Below are 26,636 nucleotides of genomic sequence, written 5' to 3' on the forward strand. Positions count from 1 at the left end.
TTTGCTTAAAGCTTAAAGCCATCTTGTATGGATAACTTCAGTTTGTTTTTTTGAGTTTTATTATAATTAAAAAATTTAATTACCCTTGTTATTAAAGTAAATGAAATCGCTATTAAAAATAGTAAACCCCTATAGTTCTTTCTTATAAAATAAATTCTGTTTCTGTTTGAATAATAAACGGAAAAGGGAGACTCATTCCCTCCAGTAGAAGAGCTTACTTTATGAGATATACAAAGATTAGGCAAATATTTTATTCTATATCCATGCCTGAGTGATCTGTACAAAAAATCTGCGTCATCATAATAAACAAAATATTTTTCGTCCATAATGCCAATTTTTTCAAAAACTTTATTATTTATTAGCATGAAACATGTTGGGGCATATTCACAATAATACTCTTTATTGAAAATTTCTGAATCTATTTCTCCGTCACCTCTATGATTTATTATAGCTTTATATCTTACGAAACTTCCTCCTGCCATCCATATTTTATTGGTATCATAGTATAAAATTTTAGGTATAATAAAATTCTCTTTATCTTCCTCCGCTCTAGTAACCAAGTTAGTTAATAAATCTTTATTATTAAATTCTATATCATTATTCAATAATAATGTATAGGTAGTTTTTGATTTTAAAGATAATGATATACCTTGATTATTCCCTGTTGCTACCCCAACATTAGTATCATTTTTTACATGGGTGTAGTTAACGATTTGATATTTCTCTAATAATTCATATATTATTAATTCAGAAGACTTTGATGGAGTATTGTCAATAATATAGAGATGATAATCCTTGAAAGATTGAGACCCTAAACTTTTAAAGAAACCATTTAATACTGGCTCGCTATTAAATAAAACCGTTACTAATCCTATTTTTGCCATATAGTTTACTTCAAAAGACCTTTATTCTTCATTTCGGAAATGGATTGATCAAATTTACTTTTTTGTATTTCTTGGGTAGTAACCCAGTCTGTAAATTTTTTAATACCCCTCTTAAAATTATATTCTGGTAAAAAAGCTAATGTCTCTTTAATTTTATTGAGATCGGCATAATTATGCCTTATGTCTCCAATTCTATAATTACCAGATATGGTAATAGGTGCATTTGATTTAAAATTATCTTTTAAAGTTTCAGCAACCGTAATTACATCTATTGCTTCTCCAGATCCTACATTAAATACTTTCCCATTAGCTTGTTCCTTTTCTAAGCCTAAAATAGTTGCTCTAACCACATCATCAATAAATACAAAATCCCGACTTTCTTTTCCATCTTCAAAAATAGTAATCCCTTTATCATTTTTAATTAGGGTTGAAAATATAGACAAAATTCCAGTGTAAGGATTGCTTAGAGATTGTCCTGGGCCATATACATTCTGGTATCTGAATGCTACAGAAGCAATGCCAATTGTAGGACAAACAGTCATCACCATTTGTTCCTGGTTTTGTTTGCTTATGCCATAAACTGACGACGGATGAATTTTGGAATCTTCATCTGTAGCTACCAAATCCAGCTTATCTTCACCATCATGTTTCACTTCGAAATCTCCTTTACACATATAAGCTTCAGTTCGGTGTTTTGGATAAACAAAACCAAATTTTTCTGATTTATATTTTCCTTCCCCATAAATTGATCTAGAGGAAGCAATAATCACCTTTTTTATCCTATTTACCGAATTTGCTAAAATGTCTAAGAAAAGTGCGGTGCCTCCTATATTCACATTTATATATTTTTCTATCTCATACATTGATTGTCCGGTACCAGTTTCAGCAGCTAAATGAATTACCGCATCCTGTCCCTCCAAAGCCTTTACCCAATCTTCTTTAGATGTAACATTTCCTTTTATAAACCTCACTTTATCTTTTATAGATAAATACAAAAATGATTTTTCTTCAGCATTCTCACCGTGAATTTGAGGAGAAAGGTTGTCTAAAACCGTAATATTATATCCCTTTTCAATTAACTTAAGAGTAAGATTAGTTCCAATAAACCCTGCTCCACCTGTTATAAGTATATTTTTCATATCTGTTTGTTTAATAACTTTTTTATCATTGAGAGAAATTTTATAGGAATTTTACTGATTAAATAAGCTACTGGAAATATAGGCATTGCTGTAAAAGGAATATAAAGATCGTATTGTTTTAATAATTGTGAATTAAACCATCCTTTTTCTCTATAATTTACCAGATTTAATACTGAAAATATTTTATGTTTTTTACCATGCATTTTAATGCATTGTAATTTTGATTTTAGAGTTATTTCCAAAGGTAGTGAAAGTATAAATTCAGTCCAGTTTCTCGCAAATACCTTTAAAAATTCATTGTGCCAAGAATCTTTTTTTTGTGTTGTACGGGCGACGCTATTTTTACTATACCAGAAAACCTTTGTATCATTTGCTTTAAAATTGTCAAAACTAATCCCCATTTGTAAAAAATTAGTGTTGTAAAACTTTTTAAAATTTGCTTTAGAAATAATTGTTTTGTTATAAATATATGCTGACATTTGAGGTAAATACCAACCTAAATCTTTTATTATTTCATCTGCATCATCATATTCTCTAGTATCTATTTGATTAATCATGTTAAAAGAATTAACTAAAACTAGATCATAGTTATTATTATCTAAAATTGATAATAATGGTTCTAATTCACTCTCGATAAGACGATAAGAATCACCTAATAGCCAAGTAAATTTTGATTTTGATGCTTTTAAAGAAATCGCAAAATTTTCATCTGCCCCTAAATTTATCTCATTCTTTAAATAAGTTATAAAATTATATTCAGTTTGTAGGTTATTGACAACTTGTTCTGTATTATCTATAGATGAATTATCTGTGACAATAATTTGAAAATTATATTTGCCAATTTTAGAAATTAAATCTAATATGCCTTCCTCTAGAATTTCAGATCTATTATACGTAGGTATGCAAAAAGTTAATAAGTTGCTTTTCAAAATAAATACTCTATAAATTAAAATTCATTTAATATTTGATCTCTAATTTTGTCATTTTGAATTTCTATTGTCTTTCTTGTTAAATTATTTTGGTTTTCATATATCTTAATTTGTTTAACCCATTCGTAGCAAGTCACCATTAAAACAGCATAAAGACCAGTACGCCCCATCTTATATCCTTTATCAAAAAAATAGTTTTTAATAATTCTTTTTATAAAGAGAGCCAAAACCTTAAATAATGAAAAATTAGAATTATAAACATTCTGAATTTCCATATCAGTATACCTATTTATCGTATTTACATAAGACGATACAGTATAGTTACTAAAATGATGAATAAAATATTTTTGAGGCATTTTATAAATTCTATTTTCGGAAACAGTAGGTTTCCCCATGCCATGAATTCTATTGTTCGAGAAGTCTAATGCATGTTTTTTAAATGCTTTGAAGTTGTATGAGTGAAATAAATTACCAGCAAATAAACCATCATTATAGTTTTTTCTATCCATATTTATTATATCATATTTATTGGATGATATAACCTTAAGAAGTTCTTCTAGTGTACTTCTTTCCAGCATTTCATCTGCAAAGCCCCAATATATCCATTCGGTATTAATTATATCATAGAGTTCGTCAACTAGTTCTTGGTTTTCTACAAATACGTAATTTTTTTTTTCTTAAAAAAATTTCACAATCGTATTTATGTGCTATTTCATGAGTTTTATCCGTACTATTATTATCTGCCAAAAGAACTTTCCCATAATTCTTTAAATTTTTAATTACTCTTTCAATTCTATCTTCTTCGTTATATGTGAAAATTACGAAAGTTATCATATACGTTCTTTTAAGATGTTTTTATGGACAATAAAACCTAAGTAAAATGTAATTATTATCTGAGTTAGGATTATTGGTATTCCTATAGTATAAACATTTACTTTTTTAAGTAGATATAAAATTATGAAGGAAGTGAAAAAAATAAAAAGTCCTGTGATTGACGCTTTCATTGAAGATTTTGTTAATTTTTTAATTGTTAAATATATAGTGAGACCTCCAATAAGAAAATTTCCAGCCTCAGATAAAATTCCAAATACAATAATATAGGAATATTTAATAAATTCTGCTTTAGTCAAAATTTCAATAATTAGGTCAGATAAAAGATATCCAACACATATTACTAACAATATTGTTGCTAATGCATATTGTAAATAGGTTTTGATATATTTACCCTGTGATTTGTATAAGTTAGGCACAAATAATTGGGAATAAACAGTTGATAGAGCACTCATTCCACTCGTACCTACATTAGCTACTGTACCATATATACCAACAACTTCTACTAAACCCAAGGGAACCAAAATCATTCGATATCCCTGTAATTGAATCCAGTTTACGACGGCTCCAATAGAAATAGGATATGAAAATTTTATTACATCTCTAGCTTCAAAAATATGAATTTCAGAACTCTCATATTCATCAAATCGTTTAATTAAAATACATAATATTGACAATGTAATTAAGGAAGATAATAAAACGGCAATTAATATGATAATTGCTGAAGGATGCCAGAAATATTGTAGAGTATAAAAAATTATTGATTTCAATATAGTTTCTAATAATAATGTATAAATAGCTATTCTTCTCCTTTCTAAATTATTAGAAATTCCTCTTAATAGATTTACTACATATGTACTAAGTGCCAATATTGTAATTATAGGCAAGACATAAACGTAAGCAGGCATAATAAACAAACATAATATAACTCCAAATATTAAAATCAGCAATATTAATTTTATTACCCAAACATTAATTTTAAAAAAAGATTTTAAAGAATAGTTACTTGATTTTAAATCATACAGTTGAGATTGCTGAAAATAATCTAACGGAACTAATAAAAAAGCATTTAAAGAATACGATAGGGTAAACAAAAAGTAATATATACCAAGTTCGTATACTGAAGTATAATTTGAGTAAATTTTTAAAAACACCAATTGCAAAATGACAACAAGTATTCTCATGCCACTTACTTCAAAAAATTCAAATCTTTTCAATCAATATTTTTTAACTAACCTTGTAAATATTCCCTAATAACTTTAGCTATATAATCATAATGAGTTTCATTAAGCCCTGGCCAAACACCTAACCAAAAGGATTGATTCATAATGATGTCTGTATTTTTCAAGTCCCCCACAACACGATGCTTAACATTTGCATAAGCAGGCTGTCTTAATAAATTACCTGAAAACAGCAATCTAGTCCCTATTTTTTTCTCTTCTAAATGCTGAACTAACATATGACGATCTGCAGCATCTCCTTCTCTTAGGGTTAAGAGAAAACCAAACCAAGAAGGTTCTGAATTTGGAGTTATTTCAGGAAGTATAAAAATGTCTTCAAATTCCTTCATTCTTTCATAAAGTGCATTAAAATTTTCACGTCGCTTTTGAATAAATTGATCTAACTTTTTCAGTTGAGAAACACCAAAAGCTGCCTGCATATCAGTCACTTTTAAATTAAAACCGATATGTGAATAAGTATATTTATGATCATAACCATAAGGCAACGAGCCCAATTGTTGACCAAAACGGCATCCACATGTATTATCTTTTCCTGGCTCACAATAACAATCTCTACCCCAATCTCTAAAGCTTTCAGCTATTTTAGCTAATTCTGGATTATTCACTATTACAGCACCACCCTCTCCCATAGTCATATGGTGAGCTGGGTAAAACGAAAATGTAGACAGGTCTCCAAACGTACCTGTTTTTTGTTCATTATAAGTAGCCCCTAAAGAATCACAATCATCTTCTACCACCCAAAGATTATATTTTTTCGCCACTCTCATTACCTCATCCAAATCAAAAGGGTTGCCCAAAGAGTGTGCAATCATAATTGCTTTTGTTTTTGATGACACGGCTAATTCAATTTGATCTGCCTGCACATTATGGGTTGCAATATCAACATCTACAAATACTGGTATTGCGCCAAATTGCACAATTGGATTTACTGTTGTAGGAAAACCAGCCGCTACTGTGATTACTTCATCCCCAGGCTTAATCGCTCGATCACCTAGTTTAGGAGAAGTTAAAGTATAAAATGCGACTAAGTTTGCAGAAGAACCTGAGTTAACCAACAAAGCTTTATTTGCACCAAAGTATTTAGCAAATTCATATTCAAATTTGTTTGCAAATCTACCTGTTGTAAGCCAGCCATCTAATGCCGCTTCTACCCCAAAAAGAATATCTTCTTCATCTAAAACTTTACCAGTTACAGGAATATAATTCTCTCCAGGAATAATAGTTTGAGTTGTTTTTCTTTTAGCAATCTCTTTTAAACTGCTTAATAGGGCAGTATCATTTATATTTTGTAACATAATTTAATTTTCATTATTAGTTTTCAATTGATTCCAAACTGTTGTTCTTTTAATTGATTCTTCAAGGGTATGAGCCTCCTCAAGACTTAAAGAGTCTGTTATTTTTTTTGTATTAGGCACCAAATTGGAGATGTTTTTATAAATCGATTTAGAAGATTTATTGATAATTTCTATACTAGGATTAACAAGTAGTTGGATTTTTTTAGCCAAATCATTTAAAGAAGTAGGCTCCTTACTCCCAAGGTTATATGCTTCTCCTATTTGCCCTATCAGTAAAGTTTTCAGAAGCCATTGTGCCATGTCACTACCATACAGATAACTCCTAATAGTCAACCCGTTTCCCAGGATTTTTATTGGACCGCCAAGGATAGCATCCCTTATAAAATTATTTATTGCCCATGGTTTCTCCAAATCATGATATGGACCAACAAAAGCAAAAGGTCTAATAATTATAATAGGAAGCTTAAATTGATTTTTATAAGCAAAGCACAATGTCTCAGAGATTCTTTTAGATTCTCCGTATATATTACTAGTGTTTACTTTACCTAAAAAAGTTTCTTCTATATTCAAATCTGAATCATTTTCACCATAAACCTGATGAGAGCTGATATGTATAATTTTTTTTAATTCAGGAAGTCTGGATGCCGCATTAAGAAGAGATTGAGTACCTTTATAAAATGTCTCTAAAGTTAATAAAGGTTGAGAAACATGAATCCGATTATCTGGTGTTCCGGCAGCATGAATAATGTAATTAATATTTTTCGGCAAATCATGTAGGTTTCTTATGTCTTGTCTAACTAGACTTAGATAAGGCTTATTCGCCAAATGGGGCATTTCAACTTGAAACTTTTCAATATCTCTTGCTAACAAAATAAGGTGAATATTACTTTGTGTAATATCATTGATATAGTTAATCATTTCTGCTATCCACCTACCCATGAATCCAGTCCCTCCAGTTATGAGAATAGTTTTGTCCTTAAATTCAGAAAATGTATAGGGGTCTTTGCAGGATTTTTTGCAATCTTCAAAGACTAATGTGTTTCTTGCTATAGCCATTATTTCTTTTTTCTTACTAAGTCCATAACTACTTCAATGATAATATCTTCTTGCCCGCCCACAACTTTTCTGTTTCCTAATTCTCTGTAAACATCTCTTTGATCAACTTGGTATTCTTTTGAAATACGGGTAACATGTTTAGAGAAACCAGAAAAAACCCCCGCGAGTCCGCTTACAATACTCTCAGATTTTATTACTGGAATAACGGGCATAATCTCTCTTTCAGCAATATCTGATGCATCAAGCATTTTATAAAAATCTATCCCTGTAAAATATCCCATACGCTCTAATACAGCAATTAAAACTTCTAACTGAGTGTTTCCTGCACCAGCACCAAAACCTCTTGCAGTACCATCTAAAATTTTTGCTCCCGATTGTATTGCAGTAATGGAATTTGCGACAGCCATACCAAGATTATTATGAGCATGGAAGCCAACAGGAACCTTTAACCCGTTAACCAGAGCGGTTATTTTTTCCTCAACATCTGATGGCAAATAGGCTCCAGCGGAATCCATTATAATAATTCCCTCTGCTCCATATAATTCCATTTTTTGAGCCTCCTCTACTAAGACACTAGCAGGTGCCATGTGGCTCATCATCAATACACCGTAAGCCTCTTTTCCTCTTTCCCTAACGAATCCTAAATGCCGCTGCGTTATATCAGCTTCGGTACAATGCGATGCTACCCTTACCACATCTACTCCAATATCCAAAGCTCTAATTAAATCACGTTTAATAGTGGCAAAACCAGGAATTACATGAATCCCAAGCTTACTTTTTGATAAATGCTTTCTAGCTGTTTCCAACATAGTAACATCATCTTCTAAAGCCAATCCAACTTGCATTGAAGAGGCCCCTAAGCCATTTCCATGACCAACCTCTACTATTGGCACTCCGGCTTCATCAGCGGCAGTAGCGTAAATAGCTATCTGATTAGCAGTCAATTGATGTGCAACAGCATGATTACCATCTCTTAATGTAGGATCACTTATTAATATATGTTTAATCATTTTTGTGCTTAGTTAACATTATTTTTGACTTTAGAATATTGTTCAGCGACTGCTATAGCAGCACAATTGATAATGTCTAAATTTCCTGCATATTTAGGTAAATAGTCTCCCAAACCTTGTGCTTTTACCATTATTACAATCCGTCCATTTTCATAAATTGGCGGTACCAGCAAACTATATCCTGGGACATATTTACCTATAGATTTAACCATGAGCTCAACCTCCGCTAATAAGGTTTCCATATCTGGTTCATCAACCTGGGCAAATATAGTGGTTTGCATGTCTATACATGGATCTGCAGGATTTAGGTTAAGAATTGCTTTTGTTTTCTTTGCTTTTGAGAAAATACTCAAGCCTAATTCTGTTGTATCAATATACTCATCTAAGTTCAATCTAGTGGCAGGGCCAGCGCTTCTAGAAGCAATGCTTGATACCACTTCAATATATTCCACGTTTTTTTGAGTTTTTCCTATCACATAGGCCATTGGAATGGAAGCTTGGCCTCCACAGGTTATCATATTCACGTTCTTTTGTTTCACTGCTTCATCTAAATTAACCGCAGGTATGCATAAACCTCCAAGTTTTGCTGGAGTCATGTCAATAACTATTTTTCCTAATTTTTCTAAAATTCCCCAATGATGCTTTGCATCCTTTGCAGAAGTTGCGTCAAAGACTAAATCTATCTCATCTGAATTCTTTTCTATTGCAACTATACTTTCATCTGAAACTTTAACGCCTAAGGCAATTGCTTGGGCCATTCCAGGGGAAGAAAGATTTCTACCAACAAATAAGACACAGTTTAAAAAATCTGAACGCTGAATTTTTATTAAAAGATCAGTTCCAATATTTCCACTACCTAAAATTGCTACTTTTAATTTTTCCATGGGTTTAATTTATGTTGACATTAGCCTCAGATAACTGCTTAGCGGTTAACTCTGGAGTCATTTCATGTAATCTGTTAGATTTGAAACTTCCATTTGGCAATCTAACCGAAGTAACTGCCGGAATCATAATTACATTTTCGGGAATAATTATTTCTATCATTAAAGGCCCTTTTTTATTAATCATTTTATTAAAAACATCGCTTAAATAACCATATCTGCTCTCTTTAATAAAGGATATAGCATACGCATCTGCTAATTTCTGCCAATTAGGAAATGTAACTCCTGTTTCTTCACTAGAAGCAGCTATATGACCTTCTAAAAATGAAGCTTGGCTATTTCGGATTGATGCATACCCTTTATTATTAATTACTATAATCTTACAATTTAATTGGTAATGAGCAATAGTTTGTAATTCTTGTACATTTAGTTGCATTGAACCGTCTCCAGTTACACAAATAATATTTTTATCAGATGCAGCAAAAGCAGCACCTATAGAAGCCGGTAATGCATAACCCATTGCGCCCAATGCTCCGGAAATAATTACACGTTGATTTTCTTTGGATAAAAATGCCTGCCCAGTTATATAATATAAAGATCCTGCATCAGTGATTAATATTTCATCTCCAATTAGTGATTTACTCAATAAATTCATTAAATGATAGGTATTAATATCGTCATTATCTCTTATATGTGGTTCATTTATAATCGGAAACATTTGCTTCCAATTTTTTAGTTTTGAAACCCATTCTGGAGAGATTACAGAATTTATATTTTCAAACATATAATCTAATACAGTGCTTACATCTGCCTTAATTTGAATTTGACTTATACTTTCATTTTTCTTAAGTATCGAAGAATCCAAGTCAATTACAATCTTCGTGGCATTCGGAGCGAATTCATCTTGTTCATAACCAGTTGTTGTAATATGGAGACTGGTGCCGATAGTAATGATTAAATCAGCACTTTGAACCGCAAAATTACCTGCCCTGTCCCCTCTTAATCCAACTCTACCTATATAAAGTTCGTGATTATATGGCATTAAATCATTTGCTAACTGTGTGGTTACCACAGGAATATTAAGCTTTTGAACTAATTCTCTAAACTCTTTTACTTTATTAGCCACTCTAACACCATGTCCACCAATAATCAGCGGTCTCTTATGATTTTCAAGTTCTTTTGTTAAAATATCTAACTTTAGAAGTTCTTGTTCAAAATGAGGTATAATAAAATGTTCTAATTTTTCTTCATCTACTAAAGCTCCTTGAATATCTAATGGAACATCTAATAACACTGGGCCAGGTCGCCCTGATGAAGCTAAGTAAAATGCCTTTTCAAGATGATATAAAACATCGTTAGGCTCATCTAAAAAAACAGCGTATTTCGTTATAGGCTTTACTATTTCTACAATGTTGACTTCGAAGTTACCTAGCATTCTCAATTCTTTTATTCCTGAGCCCATTACAGTAAGCGAAGTACGGCTTTGACCCGTTAAATACATTACTGGAGTAGAATCTAACCATGCCCCGGCTATACCAGTTATTGTATTTGTAGCTCCAGGCCCGCTAGTTGCATAACAAACACCTATTTCATTTTTAACTCTTGCATAAGCTTCTGCAGCTATAGATGCAGCTTGTTCATGATGGTTACATACGTATTTTATACTCTTAGATTTACTAACAGAGTCTAAAAGATTCATCATCATTCCACCAGACAAAAGGAAAATATGTTCAACTTTTTTTTCTTCAAAAAACTTGACAATTAAATCTGATATTTTAATAAGCTTTGCCATTATTTATAAGATAAAGTATTGTTGAGTTCGCTAATAAAAGCTTTCTTAATTTGGTAGCCATCGATAGTATGAACAAAGCTTTTCACGCCCTTGTGTTTATATTTTTTATAGCTTTCAGGATTGTTAATCATTAAAGAAACCATCTTATTTGAAATAATCGATTTTTCTATAATTAAGTTAACAGCTTCTTGAAGAGATGGGTTATCCATCTCACCTATACAATTGAGTTGTGCAGATAAATCATAAACACCAATATAAATCATAGTTATGTTTGTAAGAGCGAGAATCTTATCTAGTTCTTTTATAGCATTTAAAGTTTCAATTATTACTATGCAAGAGATATTATTGTCGTTAATTTTTTTAAACCCATATTCGCCAGAAGGAACGAAAGGATTAAATCCTCGAATTCCATAAGGGGCATATTTCAGCATTTTTGTAGCTAAATGAAAATCCTCGAAACTATCTAATTGAGGAAATACAATACCATCAGCACCTAAATCTAGACAACGTTGCACTTCTACTTTATCTAATCCTGAAACTCTAACATAGGCTAAACACTTTTGAAAGTGGCAAGATCTAATATCTTCTAACAAAGTTTGAAAGTCATATGAACCATGCTCGCAATCTAATATTTGGAAATCAAATCCACTCTGTCCGATTATTTCAGTAATAGCTGGAGAAGGAATGATTCTCCATATACCATGCAACTCTTCATCAATATTTCGAACCATAGTTTAATTTATTAAACATTATTGTTTTATTTAGGCTTGCATCAATAGTTGTGTATATATCTAATCCTAAGCCTTTTATTGCTTTATTAACATTTGGCACATACCTCAATGGTAAGTTGCCAGATATTGGTATTTTAACAAAAATTTTACTTTTGTTTTCTAAATCTATTTTTAAGATTTTTTCCGCTAATTCTTGTATTGAAATGGACTCAGGTGAACCCACATTATAAGGTTCATTATTTTTACCTGAGAATAAAATTGTCCACAACCAAACAGTTAAGTCTGCTGCATACATGTAAGATCTGTAAGGAGTTCCGTCGCCTTCGATAATAATATCTTCACCTTCAATAATATTTTTGATAAAATTACCAACAGCAAAATGAGAATCTAAAGGTAAATAAGGTCCGACAAAAGCATAACATCTTGCAATTTTAACTGGCAATTTGTATTGATGATAATAAGTACTAAAAAGAACTTCAGACATTCTCTTGCTCTCCCCGTACATTGATGATTTTTCTGATGGCATTGGTGCGCCTAAATAATCTTCAGATAGATTCTCAATTTCTGAAGGTTGTTTTCCATAAACGGCTCCAGAGCTCGTTAATAATATTGATTCGACATTTTTTGCTTTTGCTAAATCAAGAACTCTTTTGGTGCCATTAATAATTGTATTAAACATTATTAATGGTTTTTCAATATTTAATTTAACGCTAGCTTCTGTAGCTGCATGTATAATAAAATCAATGGCTATTTCAGGAAATTGAAAATCTTTAATATCTCCTTCAATAAAGGTAATTTCTTGGTAATCATTAACCCAAGAGTATTTATTCAAAAATTTAAACTTATCTCTGGTTAAAAGAATAATATTAGAATTAAGTTTAAGAGTCCTGTTAGCATATAGATAACTCATTAATAACCATATTCCAAAAAAACCTGTTCCACCAGTAATAAAAATAGTTTTATCAACTAGTTTATGCCAGCAATTTTTTGTATTACTGAGCACCATTTTTAAATCATCCTCAAAATAACTCAGCATTTCATCTTTTTAAAAATTCTTCAATTTGAATCAGAGTTGTTCTGTCAATATTTTCTGGGTTCAGTTGGAAATCTTTATACCACTCTATAGTCATCTTTACTGCCTGTTCTGCATTTAATTTAGGAGTCCAATTTAAATGTTTAATTGCTTTGCTAATGTCTAATTTTAATAGGCCGGCCTCATGTGGTTGGTTTATCACTTCTTTAACTTTATAGCTACCAAATCCCCAGGACGCAATTGCCAATTTGAGCATTTCAGAAACTGGAAGTGCATCAGTAGCTAACGGACCAAAATTGTAGGCTTGGCTATATTTTAATGGCTCAGCATAAAGTTTTGCACCTAATATTAAATATCCTATAACCGGCTCTAGCACATGTTGCCATGGACGTACAGATTTTGGATTTCTTACCATAATTTCTTCGTTATTTGACAATGCTTTAGCTATGTCGGGAATTAATCTGTCTTTAGACCAATCGCCACCACCAATAACATTACCTGCTCTACCAATTGCAATGCCTTTTTTGTGATTTTCATACTTATCTATATGGAAAAAAGAATTTTTATATGAATCAATGACCAATTCTGTACAAGCTTTACTTGCGCTATAAGGGTCGTATCCCCCTAATCGGTCATTTTCTCTATAAGGATAATCCCATTCATTATTGTGGTAAACTTTATCGGTTGTGATTAAAACAATAGAACATTTTTTATCTATTAATCTAACTGCATCTAAGAGATTAGCAGTCCCTATAGCATTTATTTCAAATGTTTCTGAAGGAATTTCATACGATAATCTAACCAAAGGTTGTGCTGCTAAATGAAATACGAAATCTGGCTGAAATTCATTAATTGCTTTTTTTAAAGTATTTCTGCTCCTTAAGTCAGCTATAATTGAATCACATAATTGATCACCTTTAATTAAATTGAAAAGGTCATCTTTTGTTTTCGGAGCTAAAGCATAACCCTTAATTTCTGCACCTAACAGCTCTAACACTTTTAACATCCAGGCACCTTTAAAACCGGTATGCCCAGTTAAAAAAACTTTTTTTCCTTGATACTTTTCCTTTAATTCTTTGAACATAACTACCAAATTTTCCATTTTGCTTGACCACTACTCCAAAGTTCTTCCAATTCAATTCTGTCTCTTAATGCATCCATTGGTTTCCAAAAACCGCAATGCTTGAAGGCAGCTAATTGACCATCATTTGCAATCTCTTTTAAGGGTATGTTTTCCCACTGCACATCATCCATATCATTTTCCAGATACTTAAAAACTCCAGGTTCAAGGACAAAAAAACCTCCGTTTATCCACATTCCATCACCTTGTGGCTTTTCTACAAAATGATTAACAGTGCCATCTTCATTCATTTCAATATTACCAAAACGACCAGGCATTTGAATACTCGTTAGGGTAGCTAATTTTCCATGGCTCTTGTGAAAGTCAACTAATTCAGTTATATTAATGTTTGCTACACCATCACCATAGGTTAACATGAAAGGTTGATCCTTAACATATTTTTGAATTTTTTTAATTCTACCAGCAGTATTTGTATTCAAGCCTGTATCTACTAATGTTACTTTGAATGACTCAGAATTTGAAAAATGTACATCAACTTTATTTTTTTCAATATCTATAGATACGTCAGAATTATATAAATAATAATTTAGAAAGTATTCTTTAATTGATTGTGCCTTATATCCTAGACATAAAATAAAATCGTTATATCCATAAGTTTCATATATTTTCATGATATGCCAAAGAATAGGTTTACCACCTATTTCAACCATGGGTTTAGGCCTTGCTTCTGTTTCTTCCATTAAGCGAGTACCTAAGCCTCCTGCTAATATTACAACTTTCATATTTATGATTATATTTCTATATAAACTTCATTATTTAAAGGATGACTACAACATAATAAAAATTCATCTTTAGAAAGATCATTCCTGATATCTTTTAAACCAATCATTCTCATTAATCCATCCTTTAATTTCCCTTTACAAGTATTGCAATTCCCAGTCTGACAGGAATAAGGTAATTCCAATCCAGCATCTAAACCTACTTCTAAAATGCTTTTTCCTTTTGGTATTTCAAGTTTATGCTCAAATCCGTTAAAAAATAAATTTATATTTCTTGTTTCAATATCTTCAAAATCTTTTGGATCTTTCACTAATTCAAAGTCTTCATAAAAGATATTTTCCGGTTCAATGCTATATAAAAGTAATATTTCTTTTACGGATTCTTTAAGACCAGTAGGTCCGCAAATAAAATGGATGCTATTGTTAAGAGAGTTCTGATCTATAATTTCTAGAACTTTTTCAGGATTTATTCTCCCTTGGACTATATTAGGTAATTGTTCTTTTACACTCAGTTGAGTATAAAAGTGGTAAGGCTTAAAAGTTGTAAATTTTTCCTGTAGAACATTAATGTCGCGTTTAAATATAGTATTCTCCTTATTCCTGTTTCCATAAATTAAATTGACATTAATATCGGGATTAGATGACAATGAAGATTTCGCAATTGACATTAAAGGGGTGATACCACTACCTGCTCCCCAAAGAAATATAGTTTTATAATCCTTATTATCAGGGATTATAAAGTTACCCATTGGAGACATTGTTTCTATTGAGTCATCGACTTTTACAATATCATGTATATGATTAGATACAATTCCGTTAGGCACTTTTTTAATTGTTACTTCTAAATGTTTATCAACATTTGGTGCCGAAGAAAAAGAATATGGTCTTATGTATCGACGACCATTTATTCTAAAAATTAAAGTAAGGTATTGCCCTGCTAAATATCTTACTTTTTTTAATCCAGGCTGTTTGAAACATAATGTTATGGTATCACTCGTTTCTTTCCTAATCTCGACTATTTTTAAGGTAAATATCTGCATTTCAATTCGCCATTAAACCTTTAAATATCTTACGTGATAATAAAAAGAAAATTGTCAAGAATCCAAATATTATTCCACCTAAAATAATTCCTTTTGCTTTCCCTAACTTTTCCATTTTCAGAGGAAAAACTGGTTCATCGATAATCTGTATCAATGGCTTCTCATTTCTTAGAGAAATTTTTGCCATTTCTAAATTCTTCACAATTTCTTGATAAATAGCCCCACTTGCTTGTACATCAACCTGCTTACGTTGTGACGCTACTCTTAAAGTTTGGAAAGCTGGATTTAAGTTTGGATTGGCATCTACTGCTGCTGCAACCCCTCCAATACTAGAATTTAAAACTCGTCTCACACTATCGGATTGATTTTGTAATATTGCCAGGTTTTCAGAAGACTTTTTAGTTTTCGTATTTATATAAAATGTGTTTACTTTACTCACAATATTATTAGCAAGGGATTTTGCGAAAAGCTCATCTCCATATCTTACTGAAACAGAGATGATTGATAATTTCTTATCAGGTTTAGTTACTTCTAAAATACCACTATTTAAGGTTTCGACCAATTTGCCAATTACAGAATCTTGCGTTCTGTTAAAGTTATTTAGATTATCGAAATGAATATCCTTAAGATTTGGTTTTTCATTCCATCCGTCTCTCATTTTATTAAATTCAATGTATCTCTCTATCAAAGATTGTTGCTTACCATTAAATGTGTCAACGGCTAATAACGTTTCTTGGATCATTCGGCGAGATTTATAAAGTTCTAAAATATTATCGCCTTTAAATATTCCTCCACCACCGCCACCTAAATCAACACCCATCATGGAGGCGATACCTGCATATTGCCCTAAACCTCCGCCGCTTTCGCCTTCTTCTAATACGAAAGTTGTTTGTGCCGTGTAAACTGGTTTTTTTGACCAAGCATAAACAAAACCCAAAGCGCCACCTATTATACCAGCCATTAGAATGATTATCCATTTACTCAAAATGTATTTCCACCATTCTTGCAATTTTAAGATGAGCTCCTTCAAAGAAATCTCATCATTTTGTATGTTGGCAGGGTTATCATCAGAATATTTTTCTGTGAATTTTGCTTTTTTAGTGTGTTTGGCTATTTGGTCTTTGTCTTGCGACATGTTATAAGTTTAAATAGATTATTTTAATAAGTTTAAAACTCCTAAAAGTATGGCACCAAATGAAGCAATTCCAGAAGTAATTCCTACAATCTCTCCAGCTGTTAATTTTCTTTTATCTAAGTTTTTGGGAACAAAAATTTCTGATCCTGTTTTTACAATAGGATAATTATTAAATAAAAAGAATTTTTTAGTGCTCCTAACAGAACCATTCGCATAAATGATATATGACCTTCTTTTGAGCGCATTCACACTAAAACCCCCAGCATTATCAACATAAGATTTAAAAGTTTTATTTTTATTGTAAATAACCGTATTTGGGGACAATATTTCTCCACTTACTTTTACCGTTTGAAGCTCTATAGGTACATTTATAATATCTCCGTCCTGCAAAAATAAATCTTCTTTTAAACCTGGTTTATCTAATATTTTAGTTAAATTAACTCCTACAAAGTTATTCCTAGCTGCTAAATTTTCGCCGTTTTGTGAAATAGAATCCTTTGCAATTTTTTGTGTTTGTTGAAATCTTTGAATTTTCAAAGTTTCCTTTTCTTTATCGATTTCGGTGCTAATATCACCAGCTCTTTTTAAAGAAGCACCATCTGTATATGCCAACGCTGTTAACCCACCAGCTCTTTTTATAATATCAGATATACGTTCGTCTTTTTTAGTAATGGTATAAGTACCTGGATATAAAACCTCTCCATCTATCCTTATGTTTCTTTGTATTTGATAACCTGGAGCAGATCTTACCGTAACAATATCAAAAGGCTGCAGTACAAATTTAGCAGCTTCTATATTTAAGTTTTTATCAATGCTCATTATAAAAACTTCGGCAGATAAAGCTGATTTGGAAGTTGCATCTGAGTTTTTCACTCTTCTTGATATTTCTATTCTTTGTGGTGTTGCTGCTTCTTTAAAACCCCCAGATTTAATAATCAGCTCTTCCAAGCTCATGTTTTCAGAAAATGGAAATTCTCCTGGCAACCTCACTTCTCCATTTATGGTAACTTTGTATTCTTCTCTTAAATCAAAAATAGAGGAAATACTAATCACATCTTCCCTTTTTAAAGGGATGTCCGCTACTTCCCCACTTAATAATTTCGCCACGTTGAAGGAAATGAGTTCTGTATTTAAATCATCTGTCAAGCGTGTAATGTAAGCTCTATACTTAAAAGCATCTTCTTTCAATCCTTCAGCCTTTTGAATTAAAGATTTCACCGTTGATGTGGAATCCAATTCGTATTGACCTGGTCTAAATACCGCACCTTCTATTGTTACTCTATTTGTAAAGCGATCTAAAATCTCATTTACAAAATATATATCTCCACTTTTTAGTTGATATAATGAAAAATCATCAGCTACAACATCTGCAATCTTTTGTTCTGTATCTGTATTTCTTAATACTTTTATACGAGCTTTATAAGCCCTTTCGGTAAAGCCTCCTGCGAAATCTAACAAGTCGTTAAAGTTTTCATTTTCCTTCATTTCAAAGATGGCAGGACGTTTTATTTCACCAACAATCTCTACACGTTTTAAATAGACCGGTACTCTAATGATATCTTGATCTTGCAAACGAATGTTGTTCTTTAAATCTCCACGCAACAAAAAGTCATATACGTCTAAAGAGGCGACTTTCCTCCCATTTCTAATGACTTCAATATTTCTAAATGATCCATTATCTGTCGGTCCACCTGAGGAATATAAAGCATTAAATAGGGTTGCTAATGATGGCAAAGTGTAAGTTCCAGGTTTCATCACCTCACCTGTTAAAATCACTTTTATACTTCTGATATTTCCGATGGTAACGCTTAACTTAGTATTACCAGAGCTAAGTCCGCTATAAATTCCAGACAATTTATTCTTAATTCTTGAAGTTGCTGCCTCTACAGTTAGACCTCCAACTTGCACAATTCCTGCATATGGAACATTAATAGTTCCTTCTGGACTTACGGTTAGATTATAGCTTACTTCTGAATAACCATAGATATCTATCAATAATTGGTCGCTAGTTCCAATAATATAATTTAGGGGTGTAGCTAAACGTAAATTTGGTTCAAACGTAGTTGACGCGTTAGAAAATAATTCTTTTCCAAAAATTTTCGACTTTAAACTTTGTAATGCAACATCTGCTGCATATTCTGTTTTTTTATCATCACTACTAGCTATGTTTTCTACCTCACCTTCAAAACTTCTTGATTTACTCCCATCTTTTCCTTTAACCGTAGCATCAGTAGCTCCTGTAGCAGAACTTTTTGCATTAACTGCTTCAACTCTTGCTCTTAATTTTGCTATTTCAGATGGTTGCATTCCCCTAGAGGCCGCAATTTGTTCTAATTGAGATTCTGGGAGGCCAGATGATTGTATTTGTTTAATTATTTGACGAATCTGTTCATCGGTTAAATCATCAACCCTAACATTACTAAAGTTTTGTTGATTGATAGTTTGAGCTTGTAAATTGTTGCTTAGAAGGGCAAAACAAAATATTAAGCTAAAAAATAATAGGTATTTTTTGATGTTCATTTAATCAATTGTAATGTTTTAAATAGAGAGTTAAATTAAATTTCCCTATCTATACTCTATTTGATAGTCTATAATTTTGAGTTCAATAAAAAATTGAATATTTCCCAAAGGTACTCTTTTGAGTACGATTTCATTTGGGATTTTGGTACAGTTTTTATTTTATTGTGCCTTTTAATAATGAGATTTCTCCTATCGTCGAAATGACGGAAGAGGTTTATTCAAAATAATTCATAGTTTGATAACCACCATCTTTTAAATATTGATCTTTTTTGGTTAAATGTAGATCAGAAAGGATCATATCTTTTACTAACGCAGGTAAATCATATTTTAGTTTCCATCCTAGTTTTTCTTTTGATTTTGTTGGATCGCCTAGTAAAAGTTCTACTTCTGTTGGACGGAAATATTTAGGATCTACCTTAACCACAGTTTGGCCTAGTTTTAATGATTCTATATTTAAGCCTAATTCTTTTGCTTTATCCTGATCAACGTCAATAATTACTCCTTTTTCATTATCATCCTTTCCAGAAAACTCAACTGTAATTCCTAACTCTTCAAAGCTCATTCTCACAAATTCTCTAACAGTAGTTGTAACTCCGGTTGCAATAACGAAATCTTCTGGCTTTTCTTGTTGTAAGATTAACCACATGGCTTCAATATAATCTTTTGCATGTCCCCAATCTCTTTGAGAAGAAAGGTTTCCGAGATAAATAGTTGATTGTAAACCCATAGCAATTTTTGCTGCTGCTCTTGTTATTTTACGGGTAACAAAAGTTTCCCCTCTAATCGGACTTTCGTGATTAAATAAAATTCCGTTACAAGCGAACATATCATATGCCTCCCTGTAATTTACCGTAATCCAATAAGCATACATTTTTGCTACTGCGTAAGGAGAACGCGGATAAAAAGGTGTAGTTTCTGATTGTGGTACCGCCTGAACCAATCCGTAAAGTTCTGATGTAGATGCTTGATAAATTCTGGTTTTTTTTGTTAAACCTAATAACCTTACTGCTTCTAAAATCCTTAAAGTTCCTATTCCATCTGCGTTTGCGGTATATTCTGGTGTATCAAAACTTACCTTTACATGGCTCATTGCAGCCAAATTGTAAATCTCATCTGGCTGGATTTCCTGGATTAAACGAATCAGATTGGTAGAATCTGTTAAATCGCCGTAATGCAAAGTTAATTTTACCCCCGCTTCATGTTGATCTTGGTACAAATGATCAATTCTATCTGTGTTAAAAAGAGAAGATCTTCTTTTTAAACCATGAACTTCGTATCCTTTTTTTAATAAAAACTCTGCAAGATAAGCTCCATCTTGCCCTGTTATACCTGTGATTAATGCAATTTTAGACATGCTTTATTAATTTTGAATGAGAGAAGGAATGAATGATTTAATTTCCTTTCCCTGTGTTTTTTAATTTTGAATTATTGAAGGGAAGAATGCTTGAATAATCTTTCCATCTTTAAAATTATAGTTTTTACAAGATTTTACCATCTGCAATATCTATTAAATACTTTCCGTATCCACTTTTTATTAAAGGCTCCCCCAATTTGCGTAATTGATTCTTATCTATAAAATTCATACGAAACGCAATTTCTTCTATACAACCAATCTTTAAACCTTGGCGATCTTCTATTACCTGAACAAAAGTTCCAGCTTGCATTAAAGATTCAAATGTCCCAGTATCTAACCAAGCTGTTCCTCTACTTAATAAACCAACTTTTAATAATCCTTTTTCAAGATAAACTCTGTTTATATCTGTAATCTCTAACTCCCCGCGAGGTGATGGTTTGATGTTTTTTGCTATATCAACTACGGTGTTATCATAAAAATAAAGTCCGGGAACAGCATAATTTGATTTTGGGTTTTCTGGCTTTTCCTCTATAGAAATTGCTTTTTTATTTTCATCAAATTCAACTACGCCATATCTTTCAGGATCATGAACCGGATATGCAAAAACTACTCCTCCTGTTGGATTGTTATTAGCTTGCATCAATCTAGCCATCCCATCGCCAAAGAAAATATTATCACCTAAAACTAATGCAACTGCATCATCACCAATAAAATCTGCTCCAATAATAAACGCTTGTGCTAAACCATCTGGCGAAGGTTGTTCTGCATAAGAAAATTTACAGCCCATACTCGTTCCATCGCCTAATAAAGTTTTGAAACCCGGTAAATCATGAGGGGTTGAAATAATTAAAACTTCATATATTCCCGCTAACATTAAAGTAGCTAAGGGATAATAAATCATCGGCTTATCGTAAACCGGCATCATTTGTTTGCTAACTGCTAATGTTAGAGGATGTAATCTTGAACCTGTTCCTCCTGCTAAAATGATTCCTTTCACTATGTAATTTTATTGATAGGTTGCAAATGTAAAAAATTTATGCCTGATTTAAAGCATCAATGTTTAACTCTAATTCTTTATACCACTCTTCTCCATATTTTCTGATCAGTGGCTCTTTTAAGAATTGATAAACTTTCACTTTGTGTTCATCACCAAAAGCACAAGCTGGACTACAAATACTCCATATATCGTAATGTAACATATCAAAATCTGGATACTGGGTTAATCTGATCGGGTACAAATGGCAAGAAATTGGCTTTTTCCAATCCACAATTCCTTGCTCATAAGCTTTTTCAATGGCACATTTGGTAATGCCATTTTCCCAGGTAACGTAAGCACATTCTTTATTTCCATCCACACAGGTTGTAGTATAATCCCCATCTAAATCTTTTACAAAAGTGCCTTGCGCTTCTATTGCCTCAATTCCTTTTTGAGTCATCAGGTGCTTTACTTTAGGATAAAGTTCATCCAAAATTTGCAATTCAGCTTCATTTAAAGGTGCTCCCGAATCTCCTTCCACACAACAAGCTCCTTTGCATTTATCTAAATTGCAGATAAAATTTTCTTTAGTGAGTTCATCAGAAACCAAATGCCCTCCCACTTCTATCATTATTCTTTCTTCTTGCATGGTAAATGATTTAATTATTATTAGATAGAAAATAAATATGATTTGTTGAATAATAGCTTTTCAAAAAATTATTTGTGCGTTTTATCCGCCAGCTGGCGGACCACTTTATCTTTTTTGCGGAAAAAGCAAAAAAGGATGCCGTTCCTATCGTTAACGCCCTATCAAACGGAAACGGAATCATTACTTTAAATTTATATTTCCTTCTTTATCAACTATTCCCTTTTTGATAGCAGGATTCCCATAACAAAGTTCAAAATCTCTTACAGTCTTAGTAATAACGCTGCCAGCTCCTATTAAAGCATATTTACCGATTTTATTTCCACAAATAATGGTTGCGTTTGCACCTATTGATGCTCCTTTTTCAATAACGGTTTTTTTGAATTCCATTTTACGATTGATAAAAGCCCGAGGATTCAAGATATTGGTAAAGACAACTGAAGGTCCAATAAAAACATCATCTTCTATTTCCACACCTTCAAAAACTGAAACATTATTTTGGATTTTGACTCCGTTACCAATCTTTACGTTTTTGCCTATAAAAACATTTTGCCCAAAAGAGCAATTTTCTCCAATGGTTACATCTTCAGAAACATGGCAAAAATGCCAAATTTTTGTCCCATTGCCAATTGTTACATTTTCATCAATAATGGAAGTAGGATGGACAAAAATATCAGTTTTAGGCATTAAAAAATTGTTTGATGGAATTGCAAATATAAGTTATCTCTTCTTCTTTTAACAAAGGATGAATTGGTAAAGACAATACTGAAAAACATAATTTTTCAGCAATTGGTGCATTTGATTGAAAATTGGAATAGGCATTTTGTTTAGCCAAGGGCATTGGATAATAAACCATGGCATCTATTCCTTTTTCTTTTAAATAGGATTTTAAACTATCCCGTTGACCATTTTTTACCTTAATGGTATATTGATGCCATGTATGATTTGCATTTTCATGAATAAAAGGCAATTCTATTTGTGCAACATCTCTTAATTGATAATGATAAAAACCCGCTAATTTCTTTTTGATTGATAGATTATCATCTAAATTTTTTAGCTTTTCTGATAATATTACTGCTTGTAAAGTGTCTAAACGAGAGTTGACACCAACTATTTGATGATTGTATTTCTCTAATTGTCCATGATTGGCGATCATCCTGATTTTCTTTGCCAACTCATCATCATTGGTGAAAACTGCACCACCATCGCCAAAGCAAGAAAGATTTTTTGTTGGGAAAAAAGAGGTACAACCAATTTTTCCTAAACCACCTAAAAACACTTCTTTATTAATTAATAAATAGTTTCCGCCTGAAGCCTGTGCTGTATCTTCAATAATAGAAATTTGATGCCTTTCGGCGATATCTAGCAAGGTCTTCATATCTCCGCATTGCCCAAAAAGATGAACAGGAATTATGGCTTTGGTTTTGGTGGTTATAGCTTCTTCTACTAAGTTGTTATTCAGTTGGAAATACTTTTCATCAACATCTACAAAAACTGGTGTTGCACCTAATAGACAAACAACTTCCGCAACTGCGATGTAAGAAAAAGCAGGAATAATGACTTCGTCTCCAGCTTTAATATCAATTGCCATTAAGGCAATTTGAAGCGCATCAGTTCCGTTTCCGCAAGAAATAACATGTTTAATTCCCAAATAATTGGCAAGTTCTTTTTCAAAAAGTTTAACTTCTAAACCTTGAATATAATTTCCGTTCTCTAAAACTTGGTTAATTTTTGGCAGTAAAATGGGTTGCAAAAGTTTGTACTCGGCAGCCAAATCAATCATTTGGATTTTATGGCTCATAATCTGGCATCCACTAAATTTCTATCGATAACTGATTTTGTATCGAAAATAACTCCGTTGTTATTTTTTACTATTTGATAGTCTAAACCTAAAAATTGCTGATGAGCAACCGTAATTACTATCGCCTGGTAATTATTTAAATCAATTTTATCAATCAATTTTATATGATATTCATTTTCAACTTCTTTAGCATCTGCCCAAGGATCATAAATATCTACAGAAAGATCAAACTGAATTAATTCTTTATAAATATCAATTACCCTTGTATTTCTAATATCTGGGCAGTTTTCTTTAAAAGTAAAACCTAAAATAAGCACTTTGCTTTGTATCATTTTATGCTCTTTTTTGAGCATTAGTTTGATTAGCTTGTTAGCGACAAACATTCCCATATTATCATTTACACGCCTTCCAGATAAAATAACTTGAGGATGATAACCTAGAGATTCTGCCTTGTGAGCCAAATAATAGGGATCAACACCAATACAATGTCCGCCGACTAAACCAGGTTTAAATTTTAAGAAATTCCATTTTGTGGCAGCTGCATCTAGCACATCGTTTGTATCAATTTTTAAACGATCACAGATTAAAGCCAACTCGTTCACAAAAGAAATATTTACATCTCTTTGTGCATTTTCTATAGCTTTTGAAGCTTCTGCAACCTTTATAGAGGGCGCTAGATAAGTTCCTGCTTTAATGATGGTCTTATAAAGTGAATCTACTTTTAGTGCTGTTTCTGGATTTGAACCAGACGTTACTTTACAAATAGTTGTCAGCGTATTTATTTTATCTCCAGGATTGATACGCTCTGGAGAATATCCAACAAAAAAATCTTGATTATATAGTAAATTACTTACCTTTTCTAGCAGCGGAACACAATCTTCTTCGGTGCAACCCGGATAAACCGTTGATTCATAAATTACCAAATCATCTTTTTTAATTAGGCTACCAATCATTGAAGTTGCTTTTAAAAGGAAGCTTAAATCTGGAGCTTTGTATTGATTAATTGGTGTTGGTACGGTAATAATGAAGATATTACAGCTTGCAATGTCATTTATTTCATTTGAAAAAGAAAGATGATGACTATCTTTTATTTCGGATAATTCTAATTGTTTGGTTAAATCAATTCCGTTTTCTAATTGGTTTACCCTTTCTATATCAATATCAAAACCTACTGTTTCATAAATATTGCCGAAAGCCGCTGCCAACGGCAAACCCACATATCCTAAACCAATAACGGCGATTTTATTTTCTGATGATAACATTTTAGGTTTTAGGTTTTAATATAATGATGTTTTTTGCGTTAACGATAGAAGCGGCATCCTTTTTTTATTTTCAAAAAAAGATAAAGCGGATAGCGTGTTAAAACGCCCTAAAAAATCAACCATCAATTTTAAAATCAATTATTTACAATTTACATTTTTACCAACTTATTATCCTTTAAAACTGGGATGCTTTTAACGATATTAAGGTTTAAACAAAACTTGATATCTTCTTCAATTCCTAATTTCTTCAACCTTTCACTATGAGATGTTTTTGCAGTATAAGCTTCCAAATCATCTTCCGCAATTTGGTATAAATCATCTGCTGCAATACTGGCATCATCTAAAAAATAATCATCTGCTTTAAGCTGATTTACCACTGCTCCTGCAAACAAGGTGTCTTCTAAATTGAATTTATTTTTCCAGCCTGCACATAAAAGAAAAACATCTTTATCCTGACTTTTTAGGTAATTACAAACTGCATCCAAATTTAAAAATGAACCAATAATTACTTGATAGGCTGTTTTTTTAGATTCATCGATGGCATGTGTGCCATTTGTAGTAGTTAAAACAATGGTTTTTCCGTTTACTTTATCCTCGGCGTAAGCAAAGGGAGAATTGCCAAAATCAAAACCTGCAACTACTTTTCCGTCCCTTTCTGCAGCTAATAAATAGCCTTCTTTTTCAAAACTTATACATTCTTCTACACTTGCAACTGGAATAATTCCCAATGCTCCATTTTCAATTCCGTAACAGATAGAGCTTGTTGCCCTAAAAATATCTATTACAACTACAATCGAATTTTTTATATCGTATAATGGAAGCAATGCTGGTGTGTAACAAACTTCCAGTTTTCTTTTTTGCATATTCTATTTTTGATTTTGATTTCTTGAACGCTCAAAGATTTATATTAATCCTTGAAATTCATTCAATACTAGTCAGTTTTTTGAATGATGTTCTCATAATAGCTGAGATTAATAAAAAGCTTAAGCCAACTAATAGACGATATTCGTGTAAAACTTTAATATGAAATAAATCTGTTAGTGCAGCAATCAACATCATTAAACTAAAACACCAAATTATCGATAAAGTAATTAATAGAACTCTTTTCATCCTTAATTTTATTATTTAACGAAATAGTTTTCCATTTTGAAATGGCTTCTTGCTTGTGTGATGTCTCGTATCCTCGACATGACGCATGTTTTATTTGAAATAAGAATTTG

Annotated in this window: 26 protein-coding genes; all 26 read right to left on the minus strand. The window is 31.9% G+C overall.

The window, feature by feature from the left end:
• Positions 1 to 5: 5 nt before the first annotated feature.
• Positions 6 to 884: a glycosyltransferase family 2 protein gene (locus tag A5893_RS12625; RefSeq protein WP_068822945.1), complete on the minus strand. Its 879-nt coding sequence runs from the start codon at positions 882 to 884 to the stop codon at positions 6 to 8.
• 5 nt (positions 885 to 889) lie between these two features.
• Positions 890 to 2,023, minus strand: a complete 1,134-nt coding sequence (locus A5893_RS12630; protein WP_068822946.1) for an NAD-dependent epimerase/dehydratase family protein — start codon at positions 2,021 to 2,023, stop codon at positions 890 to 892.
• Positions 2,020 to 2,952 (minus strand): glycosyltransferase family 2 protein, encoded by a 933-nt coding sequence (locus tag A5893_RS12635; protein WP_068822947.1) that lies wholly within the window; start codon positions 2,950 to 2,952, stop codon positions 2,020 to 2,022. The genes A5893_RS12630 and A5893_RS12635 overlap by 4 nt, the downstream gene beginning before the upstream one ends.
• Before the next feature lie 17 nt (positions 2,953 to 2,969).
• Entirely contained in the window at positions 2,970 to 3,461 is a 492-nt protein-coding gene (locus tag A5893_RS12640; protein ID WP_157687555.1) for a glycosyltransferase family protein, read from the minus strand.
• A 124-nt stretch (positions 3,462 to 3,585) separates the two neighbouring features.
• Positions 3,586 to 3,786: a glycosyltransferase gene (locus tag A5893_RS12645; protein ID WP_068822949.1), complete on the minus strand. Its 201-nt coding sequence runs from the start codon at positions 3,784 to 3,786 to the stop codon at positions 3,586 to 3,588.
• Positions 3,783 to 5,000, minus strand: coding sequence for an MATE family efflux transporter (locus A5893_RS12650; protein ID WP_068822950.1), 1,218 nt, complete (start codon positions 4,998 to 5,000; stop codon positions 3,783 to 3,785). The genes A5893_RS12645 and A5893_RS12650 overlap by 4 nt, the downstream gene beginning before the upstream one ends.
• A 14-nt stretch (positions 5,001 to 5,014) precedes the next feature.
• Positions 5,015 to 6,319: a lipopolysaccharide biosynthesis protein RfbH gene (gene rfbH, locus A5893_RS12655; protein ID WP_068822951.1), complete on the minus strand. Its 1,305-nt coding sequence runs from the start codon at positions 6,317 to 6,319 to the stop codon at positions 5,015 to 5,017.
• Between the two features lie 3 nt (positions 6,320 to 6,322).
• The gene (locus A5893_RS12660) at positions 6,323 to 7,375 is read right to left on the minus strand and encodes an NAD-dependent epimerase/dehydratase family protein (protein ID WP_068822952.1); all 1,053 of its coding nucleotides are present in this window, start codon (positions 7,373 to 7,375) and stop codon (positions 6,323 to 6,325) included.
• Complete coding sequence (gene dmpG, locus A5893_RS12665; RefSeq protein WP_068822953.1) at positions 7,375 to 8,385, minus strand: 4-hydroxy-2-oxovalerate aldolase; 1,011 nt, start codon at positions 8,383 to 8,385, stop codon at positions 7,375 to 7,377. Before dmpG ends, A5893_RS12660 begins: the two co-directional genes overlap by 1 nt.
• An 8-nt stretch (positions 8,386 to 8,393) precedes the next feature.
• Positions 8,394 to 9,269, minus strand: a complete 876-nt coding sequence (locus A5893_RS12670) for an acetaldehyde dehydrogenase (acetylating) (RefSeq protein WP_068822954.1) — start codon at positions 9,267 to 9,269, stop codon at positions 8,394 to 8,396.
• A gap of 4 nt (positions 9,270 to 9,273) precedes the next feature.
• Positions 9,274 to 11,058 (minus strand): thiamine pyrophosphate-binding protein, encoded by a 1,785-nt coding sequence (locus A5893_RS12675; RefSeq protein WP_068822955.1) that lies wholly within the window; start codon positions 11,056 to 11,058, stop codon positions 9,274 to 9,276.
• Entirely contained in the window at positions 11,058 to 11,789 is a 732-nt protein-coding gene (locus A5893_RS12680; protein WP_068822956.1) for an HpcH/HpaI aldolase family protein, read from the minus strand. Before A5893_RS12680 ends, A5893_RS12675 begins: the two co-directional genes overlap by 1 nt.
• The gene (locus A5893_RS12685) at positions 11,773 to 12,825 is read right to left on the minus strand and encodes an NAD-dependent epimerase/dehydratase family protein (protein ID WP_068822957.1); all 1,053 of its coding nucleotides are present in this window, start codon (positions 12,823 to 12,825) and stop codon (positions 11,773 to 11,775) included. Before A5893_RS12685 ends, A5893_RS12680 begins: the two co-directional genes overlap by 17 nt.
• Before the next feature lies 1 nt (position 12,826).
• On the minus strand, positions 12,827 to 13,924 hold the full coding sequence (rfbG, locus tag A5893_RS12690; protein WP_198342325.1) for a CDP-glucose 4,6-dehydratase: 1,098 nt from the start codon (positions 13,922 to 13,924) through the stop codon (positions 12,827 to 12,829).
• Complete coding sequence (gene rfbF / locus A5893_RS12695; RefSeq protein WP_068822958.1) at positions 13,909 to 14,685, minus strand: glucose-1-phosphate cytidylyltransferase; 777 nt, start codon at positions 14,683 to 14,685, stop codon at positions 13,909 to 13,911. The genes rfbG and rfbF overlap by 16 nt, the downstream gene beginning before the upstream one ends.
• An 8-nt stretch (positions 14,686 to 14,693) precedes the next feature.
• Entirely contained in the window at positions 14,694 to 15,722 is a 1,029-nt protein-coding gene (locus A5893_RS12700) for a ferredoxin--NADP reductase (protein WP_068822959.1), read from the minus strand.
• 1 nt (position 15,723) lies between these two features.
• Complete coding sequence (locus tag A5893_RS12705; protein WP_082911435.1) at positions 15,724 to 16,857, minus strand: GumC domain-containing protein; 1,134 nt, start codon at positions 16,855 to 16,857, stop codon at positions 15,724 to 15,726.
• Between the two features lie 18 nt (positions 16,858 to 16,875).
• A complete protein-coding gene (locus tag A5893_RS12710; protein WP_068822960.1) occupies positions 16,876 to 19,377 on the minus strand; it encodes an SLBB domain-containing protein in 2,502 nt (833 codons plus the stop codon).
• A gap of 214 nt (positions 19,378 to 19,591) precedes the next feature.
• Entirely contained in the window at positions 19,592 to 20,731 is a 1,140-nt protein-coding gene (gene gmd, locus A5893_RS12715) for a GDP-mannose 4,6-dehydratase (RefSeq protein WP_068822961.1), read from the minus strand.
• Between the two features lie 124 nt (positions 20,732 to 20,855).
• On the minus strand, positions 20,856 to 21,728 hold the full coding sequence (rfbA, locus tag A5893_RS12720) for a glucose-1-phosphate thymidylyltransferase RfbA (RefSeq protein WP_068822962.1): 873 nt from the start codon (positions 21,726 to 21,728) through the stop codon (positions 20,856 to 20,858).
• A gap of 37 nt (positions 21,729 to 21,765) precedes the next feature.
• Positions 21,766 to 22,338 (minus strand): DUF3109 family protein, encoded by a 573-nt coding sequence (locus A5893_RS12725; RefSeq protein ID WP_068823141.1) that lies wholly within the window; start codon positions 22,336 to 22,338, stop codon positions 21,766 to 21,768.
• 198 nt (positions 22,339 to 22,536) lie between these two features.
• The gene (locus A5893_RS12730) at positions 22,537 to 23,040 is read right to left on the minus strand and encodes an acyltransferase (protein ID WP_068822963.1); all 504 of its coding nucleotides are present in this window, start codon (positions 23,038 to 23,040) and stop codon (positions 22,537 to 22,539) included.
• Positions 23,033 to 24,154 carry a DegT/DnrJ/EryC1/StrS family aminotransferase gene (locus A5893_RS12735; RefSeq protein WP_198342326.1) on the minus strand — a complete coding sequence of 374 codons (1,122 nt, stop codon included), beginning with the start codon at positions 24,152 to 24,154 and terminating at the stop codon, positions 23,033 to 23,035. The genes A5893_RS12730 and A5893_RS12735 overlap by 8 nt, the downstream gene beginning before the upstream one ends.
• Complete coding sequence (locus A5893_RS12740; protein ID WP_068822964.1) at positions 24,151 to 25,416, minus strand: nucleotide sugar dehydrogenase; 1,266 nt, start codon at positions 25,414 to 25,416, stop codon at positions 24,151 to 24,153. Before A5893_RS12740 ends, A5893_RS12735 begins: the two co-directional genes overlap by 4 nt.
• A 149-nt stretch (positions 25,417 to 25,565) precedes the next feature.
• The gene (locus A5893_RS12745; RefSeq protein WP_068822965.1) at positions 25,566 to 26,279 is read right to left on the minus strand and encodes a 2-phosphosulfolactate phosphatase; all 714 of its coding nucleotides are present in this window, start codon (positions 26,277 to 26,279) and stop codon (positions 25,566 to 25,568) included.
• Positions 26,280 to 26,337: 58 nt separating this feature from the next.
• The gene (locus A5893_RS17710) at positions 26,338 to 26,526 is read right to left on the minus strand and encodes a hypothetical protein (protein WP_157687556.1); all 189 of its coding nucleotides are present in this window, start codon (positions 26,524 to 26,526) and stop codon (positions 26,338 to 26,340) included.
• Positions 26,527 to 26,636 lie beyond the last annotated feature (110 nt).

The organism is Pedobacter psychrophilus (assembly GCF_001652725.1).
Classification (GTDB): Bacteria; Bacteroidota; Bacteroidia; order Sphingobacteriales; family Sphingobacteriaceae; genus Pseudopedobacter; species Pseudopedobacter psychrophilus.